This is a genomic window from Nostoc piscinale CENA21 (assembly GCF_001298445.1).
In the GTDB taxonomy this organism is placed as follows: Bacteria; Cyanobacteriota; Cyanobacteriia; order Cyanobacteriales; family Nostocaceae; genus Nostoc_B; species Nostoc_B piscinale_A.
In genome coordinates this window covers 4994259-5010714 of the sequence record NZ_CP012036.1, presented here as the reverse complement: position 1 = coordinate 5010714, position 16456 = coordinate 4994259, and the positions used below count along the sequence as shown (strand labels likewise).

The following is a 16456-nucleotide window of genomic DNA, read 5'->3' as shown; positions in this document are numbered from 1 at the left end:
TGTTTAAGTAAAAAACATTACTAAAGATGGAGTTAAAAATCAAGTGAAAGCAGTTATTACGGGAATTACTGGATTACGTAACCGAGGTGTTGAAGCAATGGTTATTACCACCATTGAGCAGCTACGCCAACGTCAGCCAAAGCTGGCTATGAGTATCCTCACGGAAACGCTTGATTATGATGAAGTCAGGTTGCAACAGTACAACGTGGATTTGATTAGCGATGGTTCCTTAAGACCACTTCATAAACTTCATCGCTGGCGGAACAATTTATCTCAGTTTTACAAGCCTATAGCACCTGCGTACAAAGATATGTTGCGGTTGCTGGATGGGGCCTCGGTGGCGATCGCATCTGGTGGCGATATATTTAGCTCTGATTACGGTGTCAACTTTCTCAAAAGACAACTCCAACCCTTAGAATATGCTTTAGACGCTGGTGTGCCTGTAGTATTCCTGGCGCAATCTATTGGGCCTTTTAAAACTCAAACAGAAGCAGAAATTTGGCTTAATGTTGCTCGTCGCTCCAAGTTAGTGACTGTCAGAGAAGGATTTTCTTATAAGTATGTAACTAAAGATTTAGGTCTGTCTTCAGATATCGTTAAACACACATCTGATCCAGCATTTTTGCTCCCGCCAGCATCACCAGAAATTGTTGCTAACTTGCGGAAATTGTACAATATCAATCCAGACCGTCCCGTAGTTGCCCTCGGAATTAGTCAAGGTATTTGTCGCTATACTCGCACTGACTACGAGCAACACATCAAAGTTTGGTCTCAAGTAATTAAGATGATTCTTGATGAATTTGGGGCGCAAGTAATACTAATTCCCCATGTACATGATTATCGTCCTCACAATGATGATCGCATTCTCGCCGGACAATTGCAGAGATTATTCAACTTCGATCCTCGTGTGCAGTTAGCTGGTGCTGAACATACAGCCTCAGAATTTAAAGGTTTGATCAGTACTTGCGATTTAGTTGTGTCTGAGAGAATGCACGCTGCGATCGCTGGATTATCCAGTGGTGTTTGTACCTTACCCATAGGTTACTCTGTCAAAGCCGAAGGTATCATGACTGATTTACTTGGTGCAGAAATGGTTCACCAAGGATTACTGATATCTGCTCAACAGTTTCTCGATATTGATACAGCTTGCAACACAATTCGTAGTGCTTGGCAACAACGCCAGCAAGTATCTGCTCACTTAAATTCAGTTTTACCGGAAATCAAACAAAGAACAGCAACTAATTTTGACTTAATTGCACAGATATTAGCTTAATTATGCAGTAAACCTTCATCATTGCAGGAACATCAAGATGAAAGAATTGGAGCCAAACCAAGTTCCGCTTGTGGGTGTGATCATACCTTTGTACAACAAAGGTAAGTATATCGCTAGAGCGATCGACTCTGTCCTAGGGCAAACATATCAAAACTTTGAAATCATCGTTGTGAATGATGGCTCTACAGATAATGGCCCAGATATTGTTAGCAATTATCACGATTCCCGCATTCACATCATTCACCAAATGAATAGCGGCCCTGGTGCAGCGCGTAACAGAGGTATCACCGAAAGCAAGGCTCCCTTTCTCTCATTTCTTGATGCTGATGATGAGTGGCTACCAGAATTCTTAGAGAAGTCCATAGAAAATCTTCAAAAACACCCTGAGTGTTTGCTGAGTGTCAGTGGACATTTTCGGGGTGAAGAACGTACAAGCTGGCAAGAACATCTTCCCCATTTTCTGGCAACAGAAGGTGTATGGCGACTGCCTACTAATATGAAACCGCAATCAGTGAAATCTGCGATCGACTTCTTCCACTCTGGAGCAGTATTATGCTCACGGCAGATCGTCGAACAATTTGGTGGATTCTATAGTAAAGACCGCTGCACTTATGGCGAAGATTCTTATTTATGGATACAAGCAGCATTAAATTACCAAATTTATTTAGACCCCACCCCACTCATGTGGCATCACACAGAAGCGTCTGAACTTGGGCAAGGACGCAAAGAAGTACGACCACCTTGGCCCAAACTTACAGATCCAGAACCCATCAGAAATCACTGTCCCCCAGAATATCGTTCTCTTCTGGAGCATTGTTTAGCATATTACGCATTACTAGCAGCTTATCGCCATGTTTATGTCGGCGATACTCAAACTGTCAAGGCTCTTTTAGAGAGTTTTCCCATGAGCAAAACTTTCTATCCAAGTTACATTAAATTAAAAATTCGTTTAACCATCGTAGAATTATTCAACAAATTTTGGAAACTCAGGAATTGGTTAAATCAGACAAAAATAGCATCTTAAAAATCGCTAACAAGTAGAAAATTTTTGGATCAGATTTATCTTGATAATCCACATAAAAATAAATTTAAAAAATATTTATCCTATTAATTAAACATGAAATCAATATTTTTACCTCGAACCAATGATGATAATCCATACCAAAAAGAGCTGATTAATCACCTCAATAAATTAGACATTCAAGCAGATTTCCCTCATCCTTCCTCTTCAACAACTTTCTTTTTACCAGCATTATTGTTTCCCCAGAAAGCAGATATAGTACACTTACATTGGCTCCATCCATTTTTTGCAGGTTCCAATGTTTTAGAAAAAATCCTAAAGTTATCATTTTTCATTTTAGAATTGATTATCTTAAAACTTCTAAGAATAAAAATTATTTGGACTGTACACAATTTGAAAAACCATGAAAATCAAAACTTACTTTTAGATAATTTATGTAGTTATTTAGTGGCTAAATTCGCTGATGCGATTATTGCTCATTGTGAATCAGCTAAAGAAGAAGTTATTAAAAGTCTTTCCCTTAAAGATAATCAAGCTAAAGTGTTCGTAGTCCCACATGGTAACTATATCAATTGTTACGATAACAATATTGAAAAAACTCTAGCCCGCAAAAGCTTGAATTTAGATGATTCTGCGTTGGTTTTCCTGTTTCTGGGGATGATTAGACCCTATAAAGGAGTCTTGGAACTAATAGATACATTTAAACAGCTGCATAACGATGCCAGTCAACTAGTGATTGCAGGTAAAGTATATCAAAATAGTCCAGAAATGACAGATATGCTTTTACAGAAGATTGATGACGATCCAAAAATCAAATTTATACCAGGATTCATCCCTTCTGAGAAACTTCAAATTTATCTGAATGCTTGTGATGTAGTTGTGTTTCCCTATCGAGATATTCTAACGTCAGGTGCGGTAATGTTAGCTATGTCTTTTGGTAGAGCCTGTATTGCGCCCCGTAAAGGATGTATTGCAGAAGTGTTAGATAATTCTGGAGCATTTTTATATGACATTGATGATGAATATGGTTTGATTCAAGCTATGCAGTTGGCCTTAGAAAAACAAAATAAATTATCAAATATGGGTCAATACAATCGCAAAATAGCAGAAAAATATGACTGGCTAAATATAGCAAAAATAACAGGGAATGTATATCAATCTTGTCTGTGAAAAATCTAATGAAAATGCAAAGCTAATTAAATAATTCTAGAAGCTGAAAATTATGAATTCATCTCTACAAGGAAAACCAATTGTTAGTGTAATAGTTCCAACATTTAATAGAGCTAATTTACTACCACGAGCAATTTCCAGTATTCTTCAACAGACTTTATCGAATTTTGAACTGATTATTGTTGATGACGGCTCCACAGATAATACGGCTGAAGTAGTTAAAGAATTTACAGATCCACGAATTAAATTTTTACCTTTAGGTAAGAACTATGGTGGTAGCTATGCACGTAATCAAGGCATTAAAGCAGCAAGTACAGAATTAATTGCATTTTTAGATAGTGATGATGAATGGTTAGCTGAGAAGTTAGAGTTACAAGTAAAACGTTTACAAGAGAGTGATGATCCTCTGGCAACTGTTGTTTATTGCCTAGGTTATGAGTGTGTAGAGGGACAACGGAAAATACCCAGTTTACATCTTCATGAAGGAGATGTTTTTGATAATTTATTGAGAGGTTGGCTACCTCCTACTACTTCACTATTTATGGTGAAACGCTCTGCCTTACTAGAAGTTAATGGCTTTGATGAAAGTTTACCAAGTTTTCAAGACTATGATTTATGGTTGAGTCTAGCCGCAGCTAATAACCATTTTTTAGCAGTTGATCAACCACTAATTATTAGATATTTTCATGACCAACAGATTAGGGGAAACTTGGCAGCTAAATCAACAGGCTTGGAAATATTTAAAAATAAGTGGAGTTTAGCCATAAAACAGCGTGTTGGCTACATAGAATATTGGAAACTTATTTCATTAAAAATGTCAATAATTCAGTTAATTAAAGTAGGAAAATCTGTTGAAGAAGGTAAAAGACTGATGGCATTTCGTTACACTGTAGGTTTATTACAACATTTACCTTGGTCAATTAATATGATTATTAGAGGGATAGTATTATCAACTTTAGGAAATAATGGATATCGTTCAGTTTTTATGATGAAATCTAAAGTTATGCAATTAATTAATGGTTTTGATAAATTTCAATATTAACTATTTTTACACAACTATGAAATATAAAATTAAATACACAAATTAAGGCGATCGCAAGTAACAATCAAGTTATATTATGCCGTTTCATCATATTCTTAACTAATCCAAAAGTTCATGCTAGAGAAAAATCAGGATATCTCCAATCCGACTGTTGTGATATTCAGTAGCCTATTACTTCCTGCTTCTCAAACATTTGTTCGAGATTTATTAGGAGAACAACTAGAAAATTTTACTGCTTATTACGTAGGCTCGCGTTTTGTCCGAGGATTAACTTTACCTTCAGAACGTACAACAGTAGTCAATCAAGGAAACTTCCCCGGTAAATTAGTAGAGGCTGCATTTAAATTTTCAGGCTTTGCTCCAAATCTCTATCAAAAACTAAAGCAAATCAATCCTGTTTTAATCAATGCTCAATTTGGTCTGAGCGGGGTATTAGCACTTCCATTAGCCCGCAAACTTAAAATTCCTTTATTAGTACACTTTCGAGGTGCTGATGCCACAGTTAAAGAAGAATATGCTCGTTATGCTTCCGTAAATCATTGGATTTATTATCATCGTCGAGAAGTTTTAAAGCGAGAAGCCAAGATGTTTCTTGCTGTATCTAACTTTATCAAAATAAAGCTCATAGAGCAGGGATTTCCAGAAGAAAAAATTATTACACATTATGATGGAATAAACATTAAAAAAATTTCAGCCGGATGTTTCCGTAACGAGAGAACCTATAGTTCTGTTTGTGGGGCGCTTAACAGAAAAGAAAGGTTGTGAATACTTAATTAAGTCAATGGCAAGAGTACAATCTATTTTACCTAACACGAAGTTAATAATTATTGGAGATGGTACCCTAAGATCAGAGCTAGAAGCACTAGCAGCAAAATTATTGACCAACTATCAGTTTTTGGGAGTACAACCTTCAGATATAGTTAAAAGTTGGATGAATCGCGCTCAAGTGCTAGCAGCTCCAAGCGTTACTGCTGCTCAAGGAGATTCTGAAGGATTACCTACAGTTGTGGTTGAGGCACAAGCTATGGCACTCCCTGTTGTGAGTACATTTCATGCTGGCATCCCAGAAGCTATCATTAACGGACAAACTGGTTTTTTGGCAGCAGAACGAGATGTTGATGGACTAACTGAGTATATTTTGACTCTATTAAAAGATAATGAAAAATGGCAATCCTTTAGTATCAAGGCAAGAGAGCATATAAAAAGAAATTTCGATAATTCCAAGCAAATTAAAGCTTTAGAAAGTATTTATGGTAGTTGCTTATAAACAAACATATAAACTTACTTGTCTATTTTTATATAAGGCAATAATCAATGATTTTTTTCGTAAAAATGCTATGTGCTTTTGGATACATATCAAACTTTTTTAAACAAGTATCTATCTAATTGACATTAATAACCTCTTGATAATATTAAGTATGACTAACAAATCACAATTAACAATTTTAGTAAATAGCACAGATAGTTTTGAAGATTGCTGGCAGCCTTTTTTCAAGCTTTTTTCTATTTATTGGCCAAATTGTCCATACCCTATTGTTCTCAACACAGAAACAAAAACCTTCTCTTACTCAGGTCTCAATATTCAATGCTCTCAAGTTGGACTAGATGAATTAAGTACTAAATTAAGTTGGAGTGACTGCTTGATTCGCTGTTTAGATAAAATTAACACAAAATATGTACTGTACTTACAGGAAGACTATTTTATCAATGATTATGTCAATACGGCTCTGATTGATGAATTCCTTCAAATTATGGAAAATGAAGAGTGCGCTCATATTAGGTTAATGGAAATTGTCGGTAATAAAAACGAACCATACAAAAAATTGTCTAAGTATCCTTTACTTTGGGAATTACGACAAAAATGTAACTACCGCATAAGTTTACAGGCGGGTATTTGGGACAAAGACAGACTGAAGTTTTATTTAAAGCCAAATGAATCAGGATGGGAATTTGAACGCTGGGGTTCAATCAGAGCAAGTAAGGAACCAGATAAATTTTATTGCCAAAGTCTGGACTACTTTAATCGCCAAAGTAAATATATCATTCCTTATAGTTTAACTGGAATTGTCAAAGGTAAGTGGTTAGAAGAGGCTGTAGTTGAGTTGTTTCAAAAACACGATATTGATGTTGATTACTCAGTCCGTGGTTTTTACCGTTTAAATCAAAAACAACAATTGATCCAAGCAATGAGAAAAGCTGGACGTAAATTATTTGTGGAAATATTTTCTTAATAAAAAAAAGTCTAAAAACAAGAAAGTATTTGTTTTTCTCTAAAAAAATTAAAAACCAATCAGCCGCAATTTTTAACCTGGAGTAACTGATTCATGAAAGTTCTTGTATCTGCCTACGCATGTAGACCAAACATGGGTTCCGATCCTGGTATAGGCTGGAATACAATTAACGAATTAGCAAAAAAACATCAAGTTTGGGTTTTAACCCGTAAAGATAATTATCCTTTTATTGAAGCAGAAATTAAGCCAAAATCAATACCTGGATTAGAGTTTATCTATTTTGACTTACCCGGTGCTGAATACTGGAAAAAGGGTGTTGGATTAATATACTTACATTATTATCTGTGGCAGATACAAGCATATTTTGTGGGACGGAAGTTACATAATAATATTGGTTTTAATATAGTTCATCATGTATCTTATGTTACTTATAACTATCCCAGCTTTTTATCTTTCTTACCTGTGCCTTTTATTTGGGGACCAGTTGGGGGTGGAGAATCTGCACCCAGGACTTTTTGGCAAGACTTTCATTTGCGGGGAAAAATTTACGAAGTAATCAGAAACTTGATACGTTGGACTAGAGAAAAAGACCCATTTGTAAGTTTTACAGCCAAGAAAAGTTTTTTAGCTTGGGGTATGACTCAAGATACAGCAGAAAAGTTAAAAAAGCTAGGTGCAGCAAATGTAAAAGTTTTTTCTCCTGTAGGTTTATCCCAGCAAGAAATAGATTGTCTTGCTCAGTCTTCATTAACCAAAACTGCCCCAGTAATTTTCCTTAGTATTGGTAGATTATTACACTGGAAAGGTTTTTATTTAGGTTTAAAAGCTTTTGCACAAGCAAATCTTACTGATGCTGAATATTGGATTATTGGAGATGGGCCAGACCTGAAATATCTGCAAGCTCTGACAGAAAAGTTAGGTATTACACAGCAAGTAAAATTCTGGGGTAAACTGCCAAGAGAGAAAATTTTTCAATTATTAGGAGAATCTCATGTACTAGTTCATCCAAGTTTGCATGAATCAGGCGGATTTGTCTGTATGGAAGCAATGGCAGCAGGTAGACCAGTAATTTGCCTTGATTTAGGTGGCCCTGCTTTGCAGGTTGTGGAAGAAACAGGCTTTAAGATTTCTGCTCATACTCCTGAACAAACTGTGCGTGACTTAGCAACAGCGATGACTTGTTTGGCTCAAAACAATGAATTACGTTTGCGTATGGGAAGCGTAGCTCGAAAGCTTGCTAGGGAAAACTTTTCTTGGGAGGTAAAAAGCCAGGTTTTAGCTCAAACTTACGCAGAGATTTTGACTTCTCCAGAAAGTTTGACATCTTCAAGTGCCATTCAGCTTTGAATTCTTAAACTATGCACATTCTAAGCATTCATAACAATTATCAAATTCGTGGCGGTGAAGATGAATCTCGTGAGGCTGAAGAAAAACTCTTACGGGAAATGGGTCATGAAGTTGATGTTTATCAAGAGCATAATGACCGAGTGGGATCTATTGGTGCGGTACCGATGGCGTTGCGCTCTATCTGGTCTCAAGAATCTTACAACATAGTCAAACAAAAACTTCAGAGTTCAAAATGTGATATTGTCCATATTCAGAATTTTTTCCCCTTAATTTCTCCTTCTGTTCACTATGCGGCTAAGTCAGAAGGAGTACCTGTTGTGCAAACTTTGCGTAATTATCGCCTACTGTGTCCCAACGGCTTATTTTTTCGGGATGGCATCGTCTGCGAAGATTGTATGGGGAAGTTTATTCCCTATCCTGGCGTTTGGTATGGTTGCTATCGGGACAACCGCCCAGCAACGATCGCTGTAGCAACTATGTTAACAGCTCATCGCGCTATGGGTACTTGGCTGGAAATGGTAGATGTTTATATTTCCTTAACTGAGTTTGCCCGACAAAAATTTATTGCTGGAGGTTTCCCAGCCGAAAAAATTGTCGTCAAGCCTAACTTTGTGCATCCTGATCCTGGTGTGGGAAATGGTTCTGGCGGCTATGCTCTTTTTGTTGGCAGATTATCTTCCGAGAAAGGATTAGATACCTTACTAGCGGCTTGGAACTATTTAGAAGGGAAAGTTCCTTTAAAGATTATAGGGGAAGGGCCTCTAGCAGAGAAAGTGGTGGAATTAGTTAAACGAATGCCCAACGTAGAATGGCTAGGACGTAGACCAATATCTGAAGTACATAAATTGATGGGAGAAGCTATGTTTTTAGTGTTTCCTTCCAAGTGGTATGAAACTTTTGGTCGAGTTGCGGTTGAGGCTTTTGCGAAAGGTACCCCCGTAATTGCTGCTAATATTGGGGCGATCGCAGAATTGGTAGACTCCGGTCGTACTGGATTGCTGTTTTCACCTGGAAACTCCGAAGATTTAGCAACGAAAGTGCAGTGGGCGGTTGCAAATCAAGCAAGACTAGCTCAAATGCGTCAAGAAGCTAGGTATGAATTTGAATCTAAGTACACAGCACAACAGAACTATAACCGAATGATGGCAATTTATGAATTAGCTACTCATCGCAGCTTACTAAAAATTTAATTAATTTAAATTATAAAATATCACTATTATTTCAATTCCATATAGAAAGTATTTAGATTGTTTTTAACAATCTATTTTCCCTAAAAATCACATTTTAATACTTTTAATTTTCTAAAGTAAATCAATAATAACTCAATTAGCTTATGCTCGATAAAACAAGTGTTTATCTTAAAAATGAGACTGAAAAATCTTCTATAGCCGATAAATTTCTTAAGTGGTATAGTTGGGTACTTCTGGGATACGCTCTGTGTGGTCGAGGTTTTTCTTACTTCGGTGTAGCTCCTGCTTATATCGGGGAAATTACTCTTATTTTTGGATTGTTTGCTTTAAGTATCAACAAATCAATTCCAAAACTTCTCAAACTGCCCCATGCTTGGTTTTTAATCATATTTATGGTGTGGTGTTGCCTCAATACCATACCTTATTTACCAATATATGGCTTAGATGCTATACGTGATGCAGCATTATGGTACTACATATTTTTTGCCATGATAGTTGCAACCTTACTAATTAGTAAGCCACAGCGGTTTGTATTTATGGTTGCTCAGTATGAGCGGTTTTGTAAAATTTTTATTCTTCTAATCCCATTTCTCTGGTTGATATCTAGAACAATACCATTACCTAGTTTACCTGGTGCTGGAGCTAGAATTATCTCTATCAAACCAGCAGATACAATGACTCATTTATCGGGAATTACTGCTTTTTTTGTTGGATCTAGTTTGCTAGATATTCACACATTATTATTTACTTTAATGTTTTTTGTCAACTTAGGCGTAGTAGCTTTAAATTCTAATCGTTCAGGAACACTAGCTTTTTTAAATGCTTTTTTATTGCTGGGAATTGCCAAGTATAAAAGTAGTAAAGTTTGGCGCATAATAACTATTATAATTTTGATTATTTTATTGGCTTTCATTGTCAATCCAGAGTTTTTTGCACCTATATTTAACAAAGTATTAAGCATTTTTGTTGACAATAATGAAAGACAAGGTACAAAAGAATACCGATTAGAGTGGTGGACTTATCTCATCAAAAGCACTTTTTCAGATTATTTTTGGACTGGTCGAGGATTTGGTTTTAACTTGGGAGCTGGTACAGGTTTTGATCCTTTAGGTAATGGTGCTGTACGTAGTCCACATAATGGTCATATTACAGTACTTTCTCGTACTGGCATTCCTGGTTTTGTTCTTTGGCTAATAATTCAATTAGGTTGGGCTGGAAGCATACTATCAAAATATTTACAGTGCAGAAAAAAGGGACAGACAAAATGGTCTGGTATATTTTTAACTTTACTTACTTATTGGGTAGCCAGTATGACTGTTACATCATTTGAAGTAATTATTGAAGGTCCCACAGGTGGTATTTGGTTATGGACAATGTATGGTATCGGTTTAGCTGCGATGCAAATATATAAACGTTATCCCCAACTTTTTGATGCAGAAGCTGAATAAATATTCTATACAAACTAAATAATTATGAAAATTCTGATTTCTGCATACGCCTGTGAACCAGGCCAAGGTTCTGAACCAGGTGTAGGTTGGAATTTTGCTCAACAAATGAGCAAATATCATCAAGTTTGGGTTTTAACTTCTAACTGTCACCGCTTTGCTATTGAAGCAGAATTAGCACGCAAGTCTCCATCTAATCTCAATTTTATTTATTTAGACCCTTTTGGTTTGATAATAGATTGGAGCCAGAAAGGAAAATTAACCCAAAAGTGGGTCTATCTTCACTACTATTTATGGCAAATTACGGCTTACTTGGTTAGCAGAAAGCTCCATCAGAAAATTTCCTTTGATATTGTGCATCATGTCACTTACGTCAAATATAATAGTCCGTCTTTTCTTTGTTTGTTACCAATTCCTTTTATCTGGGGGCCTGTGGGTGGAGGAGAATTCACTCCCAAAGATTTTTGGTCAAGTTTAAATTTTCAAAGCAAAATATATGAGTTTTTGAGAAACACCGCTTGCTTCATTGGAGAGTGTGATCCTTTTGTCCGCTTAACAGCACGACGCAGTGTTTTAGCTTGGGCTACAACTGAAGATACAGCTAAAAAGTTACGATGTTTAGGTGCAAAAAAATGTTCAAGTATATTCTCAGCTTGGTATATCTCAAGAAGAATTAGTTAATTATCCAGAGATATCTCCATCCCATCAATCTATTGTCAGGTTTATCAGCGTGGGTAGATTATTGCATTGGAAAGGATTTCATCTAGGATTATTAGCATTTGCCAAAGCAAATATATCTAATTCTGAGTATTGGTTTGTGGGAGAAGGATCTGAGCGAAAAAACTTGGAAAAGCTCACCCAAGAACTAGGTATTGAAAAACGAATCAAATTTTGGGGTAGTTTGTCTCGTGAGCAAACTTTAAGTAAAATAAAAGACTCTCATGTACTAGTTCACCCAAGTTTGCATGACTCTGGGGGATTAGTCTGTTTAGAAGCAATGTCACTGGGTTTACCAGTAATTTGCTTAAATTTAGGAGGGCCAGCACTTCAGGTCACTGAAACAACTGGTTTTAAAATTCCAGCAAATACGCCAGAACAAGCTGTCAAAGACATTACTCAAGCAATGATGTGTTTGGTTGCAGATGCAAAATTGAGATCAAAGATGGGCAAGGCTGCCCAAAGGAGAGTTAGAGATGTGTTTAGTTGGGAATTTAAAGGATTATTTTTTGCTCAATCTTATAGAGAAATTTGCGTACAGGAAAAACTAGCAAATTTTTACTAACTTCTGTTTGTTTTATAGAATATTCATATATAAATGAAATTCAAATAAATATTTATCAGTGTATCCCTTCTCCTAAAAGCTATGACTCTTTAACTTAATAGTATTAGTTCATATCCGCCAGTTCATAAAAAAGCATGAAGCTGTTAATCTTACACAATCGCTATCGATTAACCGGTGGTGAAGATAAAGTAGTTCAGACAGAAAAAAAGTCTATTAGAGGCTAATGGGCATGATGTGATTTTACTGGAAGAAAATAACCTGAAGATAGTAAATGTTTGGGATACATTAGCAGCAGCAGGGGGAGCAATATATTCGCTTCCATCTAAACAACTAGTTCAAGCAGAGATTATACGTTTTTCTCCTGATATAGTTCATGTACATAATTTTTTTCCTTTACTATCACCTGCTGTATATGATGCTTGTTATGCTGCTGGAGTACCTGTTGTTCAAACGCTGCACAATTATCGTCTAGCTTGTCCTAAAGCAATGCCTTTTCGAGATGGCAGAATCTGTGAAGATTGTATTGGTAGATTAATACCTTGGTCTAGTGTGGTACATGGCTGTTATCGTAACTCTCATCTTCAAAGTTCTGTTGTTGCAGCAATGACTACATGGCATAGATTAACAGGTACTTGGCATAAAAAAGTAAATGCTTATATTGTTTTGACTCAATTTCAAAAAGAAAAAATGATTCAAGCTGGACTTCCAGCAGAAAAAAATTTATATTAAACCAAATTTCGTTTTTCAGTCAAATAGTTTAGAGTCAAATATTCAACGCGATAATTACTTACTATTTGTTGGCAGACTATCAGAAGAAAAAGGAGTTTCTGTTCTGATTGATGCTTATATCAAAAATCATATATCTACACCATTAAAAATTGTCGGTGATGGCCCACTGCGTCAAGTTTTGCAGAGAAAAGTTCAAACAGCAGGCTATGCAAATATAGTTGAATTTTTGGGACATCAAGATAAATTAGTAGTGATGGAATTAATGCAGAAAGCTAAACTTTTAGTTTTTCCTTCAATTTGGTATGAAGGTTTTCCACTAACTATAATTGAAGCATTTGCAGCTAGTTTACCTGTGATTGCTTCTCAGTTAGGGAGTATGGCTGAAATTGTTCAAGATCATATGAGTGGATTATACTTTGAACCTGGGAATTCAGAAGATTTAGCAGCTAAAATAAAATGGGCTATTGACCATTATGAATTAATGGTCAATTATGGCAATAATGCTAGGTTAATTTGTGAATACAAATACTCTTCAGAAGCGAACTATCAGCAATTAATGTCTATTTATCATAAGTTTATTAAAATATAATTGACTTTGAAAATTCACTATTTTTTATTTTAAAAAAAATCATCCTGAATGGCCGAATAAAATAATACAGAAATGACAAATGTTTAGGTAAAGACACAAAACTTTTGTCTGCGATAGTAGGAACAATGAGATGTTCATAGCAGTATAGTATTTTATGCCAAGGTTGTTCTATCAATTTTAGATGAAAAAGTGCAGATTTTAATTGACTTTGTGTGGCAACATCAGGAACAGGACGAGTTAATTGGAGAATAATTTCAGAGGTGAGATGCTTGACTGATGTGTTACTTTCTATTTTTTGTAAAATAATTTCTGGGAGTGAAGTATCTAAGATATGATGAGCAAGGGAAAGTCCTAACAGCAGCATTCTTTTCATTTTTAATTCAGTAGCCAACTGCCAAATTTTTTTCCCAATTTACATCAGTATAAGTACGTAATACTTCAGCTAAGTCACAAATTCTATTTAAGAATAACCAACAGTCTTTACTTCCTTGGGAACAGAGAATAATGATCAGGTTTTCCGCAGAAAAGCTGAGTATTTGTTTACCAGCAAAATTTATTGTTATTGTGTCATTCCATATCCATTCTGAACTGTACGGTAGGGAGAATTTTTTAGATAAAACCCCTTGGTGAACATCTAAAGTGACTTGCTCTTTTCGATTAATTAAATGTAACTCCCAATGAGAATGTAAATAAGCTTCTTCGTCTTGGCTATTGAGAGATTTAAGATAAGCAGCTTCTTTTTCATTACTATCTGCGTATGGCTCAAATCCTTCATTTATTAATATTTGTTTAGTTTTTAAAAAATCCTTTCGATGCACAAGCAGATCCAAATCTCCAAAAGATCGGCGCGATATATCGCCGTAAGCTATGGTAGCTAAGATTGGCCCTTTAAAGGGAATAACAGGAATGTTATGTTCAGTGAAAATATTTAATATATTGACAAGTTTACTAGCCATTAACAGGCTATGCTGTGTATTCAGGTAATAATATTTTTGTAGCGTGCTAAAGATTTTATGAGGAATAGCTTGAGAATTAAATTTACTTAGATTAATAAATAATAGTGGTAAAACTTTATGGTAAGCAGCTATTTCTAGAATATATTCCCAGTTAATTGGCTTTTGTAATAATCTTTCGATTCTAATTAAGTTTTTTTTCGTTTGATATGAGTAACAGAACAACAAATTAATAGTTCTAGTTCATGAGTCAGATTATTTTCTAATAAAGTCGCGTTCATACTATCTCAGCATTAATATGCTACCATGAATGTGAATATGTATATTGATTATATTTTATTTAGGATTTCTAGATAAAAAAATAGCTAGAATTTACTCTAGCTAAAAATTTTATAATTTAAATGGTATTTCACTACTGAAAAGTATGTGAGTGATTGACTGACTTATTTATTGAAGATAACAAATCCTATTTTGTCATTCACTGACTGCGGAGAGTAATGAGATCCAAACTGTTTACTGTGGGAATAATCACTGTTCCTTTCCGCATCAAAGCAGAGCCTATATAGACATTATTAACATTGCTGTTGGAACGATACATTTTCATCTTGATATCGCCAGCTTGGGCTAGTTCTTCGATAAATACTGTGACAGCAAATGTTTCTGCTGCACGACCAGATTGGGCATCGCTCACCAATGTACCTTCGGGATAACCCAAGCCAGCCGGAAGAGCATAGAAAAATTTGTCAGAAGTGTAATTACTGATTCCGATTCCCCAAGAACCATCAGGGTTTTTCGCACTAGCCACTGTAATTCGAGGCTTTTTGCCAGAACTCCAGGTCATATCTTTTTCTAGTGAACTATAGCTTTTTCGGAATACGGCTCCTGTATCAAAGGTGCGGGTTAGTTGTTTGAAGTAATGATATTTCTGGAAAAGTTGATATTTAAACGGGCTAATAGTGTAAGGAATTAACCTTGTAGAGTTATCTTCGGTGTGGGATGGTGCATGTCCAATAAACCAAATCCAGTGAGTTACCCGATTGTTCATATCATTGAGGAAGCGAGAAGCCGCAGACGCAGCTTTAAGTGCATCTCCGGGTTCTTCTGGGCCATTAGTACCAGCTTCTGTCATCCAATATTCTTTATCTGTTCCTTCAAGTAGAGAGCTTATCCAGGGTGCTGCGGCCATGTTGTAAGAATGGGTCGAAATTGCCGCTAGTGCTTTCCAAGCTTCGGGGTTATTTTTGATAGCTTTGATGATGCGAACAGCTATACTATCAGCATTTGCTAACTCTGGCGTAACTATTTTGACATCTTTCAAATTACGGTTATCTAATTCTTGGCGTAGTGCTGTAATCATCACAGGCCATTGAGAATCTTTGAATTTGACGGGATTATCATTAGGTTCGTTTAATATGCCTGTAGCGTGAATTTTTACTCCATATTCTTGCTTCATTCGATATATGAAGTTGGCTAAAAGCGCAGCATAGTTGAATATTTCAGCGTCTTTTATATATGTACTATCTTCAGACTTCATATAAGGTGGGAGAAAATCAGGTGCTAACAGTAATGTTGTGCATCCATTGGCTAAGGCATCAGCTATAAATCCTGATTTGACATAAGGATTTACGAACACAGGCATATTTTCAATACCAGGTTGGGGTGAGTATTTATTAGCTTGGAACCATAGCCTGACAATCTTGAATTTGGCATCATTACACACTAATTTTTGCAGTGTATTTTTTTTGTGATTGCGTGAGCTTTCTATATCCATTACTACCTGCAACCGTTGAGCTAAATCCTAATCCTTGAAATGTTTGTCTTGCTCCTGATTTAACTGTGATGTTAATGGGAGTAATTGCTAATGCACTAGAAAATGTTTGTCCCAAAAGTGCAGCAGAAGCTACTAAGGAACACAACAAAGAATTAAGTTTAGTCATGAAAAGAAATCCTGAACTCAATAGGGAACACTAAACTCGCTCTGTTTCTCGATATCCGAGAAATTGCGTAAATCAGACTCAGACCACAATGTGATTCAGGTTAACTTAATATTTGCGTAATTGGTACTAGAAAAAACGCGTAACTAGTATGAGCAAGATGAATTGTTTAGTATCATAAAAAACTCGTAATTTTACGCAACAGCTAATTTTTATAAGAAAATCCTGAATATTTATGAATTTATAAAGC

The 16456-nt window shown here is 35.8% G+C and carries 18 protein-coding genes; 14 read left to right on the top strand and 4 right to left on the bottom strand.

Features of this window, described 5'->3' with window-relative positions:
• The first annotated feature begins 43 nt into the window (after window positions 1-43).
• The 14 genes from ACX27_RS21410 (at window position 44) to ACX27_RS35450 (ending at window position 13319) form a co-directional block, all read left to right on the top strand.
• Entirely contained in the window at window positions 44-1273 is a 1230-nt protein-coding gene (locus ACX27_RS21410; protein WP_062295350.1) for a polysaccharide pyruvyl transferase family protein, read from the top strand.
• A 37-nt stretch (window positions 1274-1310) separates the two neighbouring features.
• A complete protein-coding gene (locus ACX27_RS21405) occupies window positions 1311-2297 on the top strand; it encodes a glycosyltransferase family 2 protein (RefSeq protein ID WP_062295348.1) in 987 nt (328 codons plus the stop codon).
• Between the two features lie 93 nt (window positions 2298-2390).
• Window positions 2391-3464: a glycosyltransferase family 4 protein gene (locus ACX27_RS21400; RefSeq protein WP_062295346.1), complete on the top strand. Its 1074-nt coding sequence runs from the start codon at window positions 2391-2393 to the stop codon at window positions 3462-3464.
• A gap of 52 nt (window positions 3465-3516) precedes the next feature.
• Window positions 3517-4506, top strand: coding sequence for a glycosyltransferase family 2 protein (locus ACX27_RS21395; protein ID WP_062295344.1), 990 nt, complete (start codon window positions 3517-3519; stop codon window positions 4504-4506).
• 114 nt (window positions 4507-4620) lie between these two features.
• On the top strand, window positions 4621-5271 hold the full coding sequence (locus tag ACX27_RS34165) for a glycosyltransferase (protein WP_235526308.1): 651 nt from the start codon (window positions 4621-4623) through the stop codon (window positions 5269-5271).
• A complete protein-coding gene (locus tag ACX27_RS34160; RefSeq protein WP_235526307.1) occupies window positions 5240-5773 on the top strand; it encodes a glycosyltransferase in 534 nt (177 codons plus the stop codon). Before ACX27_RS34165 ends, ACX27_RS34160 begins: the two co-directional genes overlap by 32 nt.
• Window positions 5774-5909: 136 nt before the next feature.
• Entirely contained in the window at window positions 5910-6737 is an 828-nt protein-coding gene (locus tag ACX27_RS21385; protein ID WP_235526306.1) for a hypothetical protein, read from the top strand.
• A gap of 93 nt (window positions 6738-6830) precedes the next feature.
• Complete coding sequence (locus ACX27_RS21380; RefSeq protein ID WP_062295339.1) at window positions 6831-8084, top strand: glycosyltransferase family 4 protein; 1254 nt, start codon at window positions 6831-6833, stop codon at window positions 8082-8084.
• A gap of 11 nt (window positions 8085-8095) precedes the next feature.
• Entirely contained in the window at window positions 8096-9274 is a 1179-nt protein-coding gene (locus ACX27_RS21375; RefSeq protein WP_062295338.1) for a glycosyltransferase family 4 protein, read from the top strand.
• A 143-nt stretch (window positions 9275-9417) separates the two neighbouring features.
• On the top strand, window positions 9418-10722 hold the full coding sequence (locus tag ACX27_RS21370; RefSeq protein WP_062295336.1) for an O-antigen ligase family protein: 1305 nt from the start codon (window positions 9418-9420) through the stop codon (window positions 10720-10722).
• A 24-nt stretch (window positions 10723-10746) separates the two neighbouring features.
• Window positions 10747-11400, top strand: a complete 654-nt coding sequence (locus ACX27_RS35465; protein ID WP_335337728.1) for a hypothetical protein — start codon at window positions 10747-10749, stop codon at window positions 11398-11400.
• On the top strand, window positions 11342-12001 hold the full coding sequence (locus ACX27_RS35460; RefSeq protein WP_335337727.1) for a glycosyltransferase: 660 nt from the start codon (window positions 11342-11344) through the stop codon (window positions 11999-12001). The genes ACX27_RS35465 and ACX27_RS35460 overlap by 59 nt, the downstream gene beginning before the upstream one ends.
• Window positions 12002-12235: 234 nt before the next feature.
• Entirely contained in the window at window positions 12236-12730 is a 495-nt protein-coding gene (locus tag ACX27_RS35455; RefSeq protein ID WP_335337726.1) for a glycosyltransferase, read from the top strand.
• A complete protein-coding gene (locus ACX27_RS35450; RefSeq protein WP_335337839.1) occupies window positions 12699-13319 on the top strand; it encodes a glycosyltransferase in 621 nt (206 codons plus the stop codon). The genes ACX27_RS35455 and ACX27_RS35450 overlap by 32 nt, the downstream gene beginning before the upstream one ends.
• On the opposite strand, the gene ACX27_RS21355 is transcribed toward ACX27_RS35450, so the two are convergent.
• The 4 genes from ACX27_RS21355 to ACX27_RS31915 form a co-directional block, all read right to left on the bottom strand.
• A complete protein-coding gene (locus tag ACX27_RS21355; RefSeq protein ID WP_062295335.1) occupies window positions 13309-13710 on the bottom strand; it encodes a hypothetical protein in 402 nt (133 codons plus the stop codon). The genes ACX27_RS35450 and ACX27_RS21355 overlap by 11 nt on opposite strands.
• A complete protein-coding gene (locus tag ACX27_RS21350) occupies window positions 13700-14497 on the bottom strand; it encodes a nucleotidyltransferase domain-containing protein (protein WP_062295334.1) in 798 nt (265 codons plus the stop codon). The genes ACX27_RS21355 and ACX27_RS21350 overlap by 11 nt, the downstream gene beginning before the upstream one ends.
• Window positions 14498-14750: 253 nt before the next feature.
• On the bottom strand, window positions 14751-16043 hold the full coding sequence (locus tag ACX27_RS21345; RefSeq protein WP_062295333.1) for a glycoside hydrolase: 1293 nt from the start codon (window positions 16041-16043) through the stop codon (window positions 14751-14753).
• Window positions 15985-16209 carry a hypothetical protein gene (locus tag ACX27_RS31915; protein WP_144427501.1) on the bottom strand — a complete coding sequence of 75 codons (225 nt, stop codon included), beginning with the start codon at window positions 16207-16209 and terminating at the stop codon, window positions 15985-15987. Before ACX27_RS31915 ends, ACX27_RS21345 begins: the two co-directional genes overlap by 59 nt.
• Between the last annotated feature and the right edge of the window lie 247 nt (window positions 16210-16456).

Bases quoted from the DNA above. Each gene is read 5' to 3' on its own strand.
- ACX27_RS21405 (WP_062295348.1), top strand. From the start codon at position 1,311: ATGAAAGAATTGGAGCCAAACCAAGTTCCGCTTGTGGGTGTGATCATA.
- ACX27_RS21400 (WP_062295346.1), top strand. From the start codon at position 2,391: ATGAAATCAATATTTTTACCTCGAACCAATGATGATAATCCATACCAA.
- ACX27_RS21395 (WP_062295344.1), top strand. From the start codon at position 3,517: ATGAATTCATCTCTACAAGGAAAACCAATTGTTAGTGTAATAGTTCCA.
- ACX27_RS34165 (WP_235526308.1), top strand. From the start codon at position 4,621: ATGCTAGAGAAAAATCAGGATATCTCCAATCCGACTGTTGTGATATTC.
- ACX27_RS21380 (WP_062295339.1), top strand. From the start codon at position 6,831: ATGAAAGTTCTTGTATCTGCCTACGCATGTAGACCAAACATGGGTTCC.
- ACX27_RS21375 (WP_062295338.1), top strand. From the start codon at position 8,096: ATGCACATTCTAAGCATTCATAACAATTATCAAATTCGTGGCGGTGAA.
- ACX27_RS21370 (WP_062295336.1), top strand. From the start codon at position 9,418: ATGCTCGATAAAACAAGTGTTTATCTTAAAAATGAGACTGAAAAATCT.
- ACX27_RS35465 (WP_335337728.1), top strand. From the start codon at position 10,747: ATGAAAATTCTGATTTCTGCATACGCCTGTGAACCAGGCCAAGGTTCT.
- ACX27_RS21345 (WP_062295333.1), bottom strand. From the start codon at position 16,043: ATGGATATAGAAAGCTCACGCAATCACAAAAAAAATACACTGCAAAAA.
- ACX27_RS31915 (WP_144427501.1), bottom strand. From the start codon at position 16,209: ATGACTAAACTTAATTCTTTGTTGTGTTCCTTAGTAGCTTCTGCTGCA.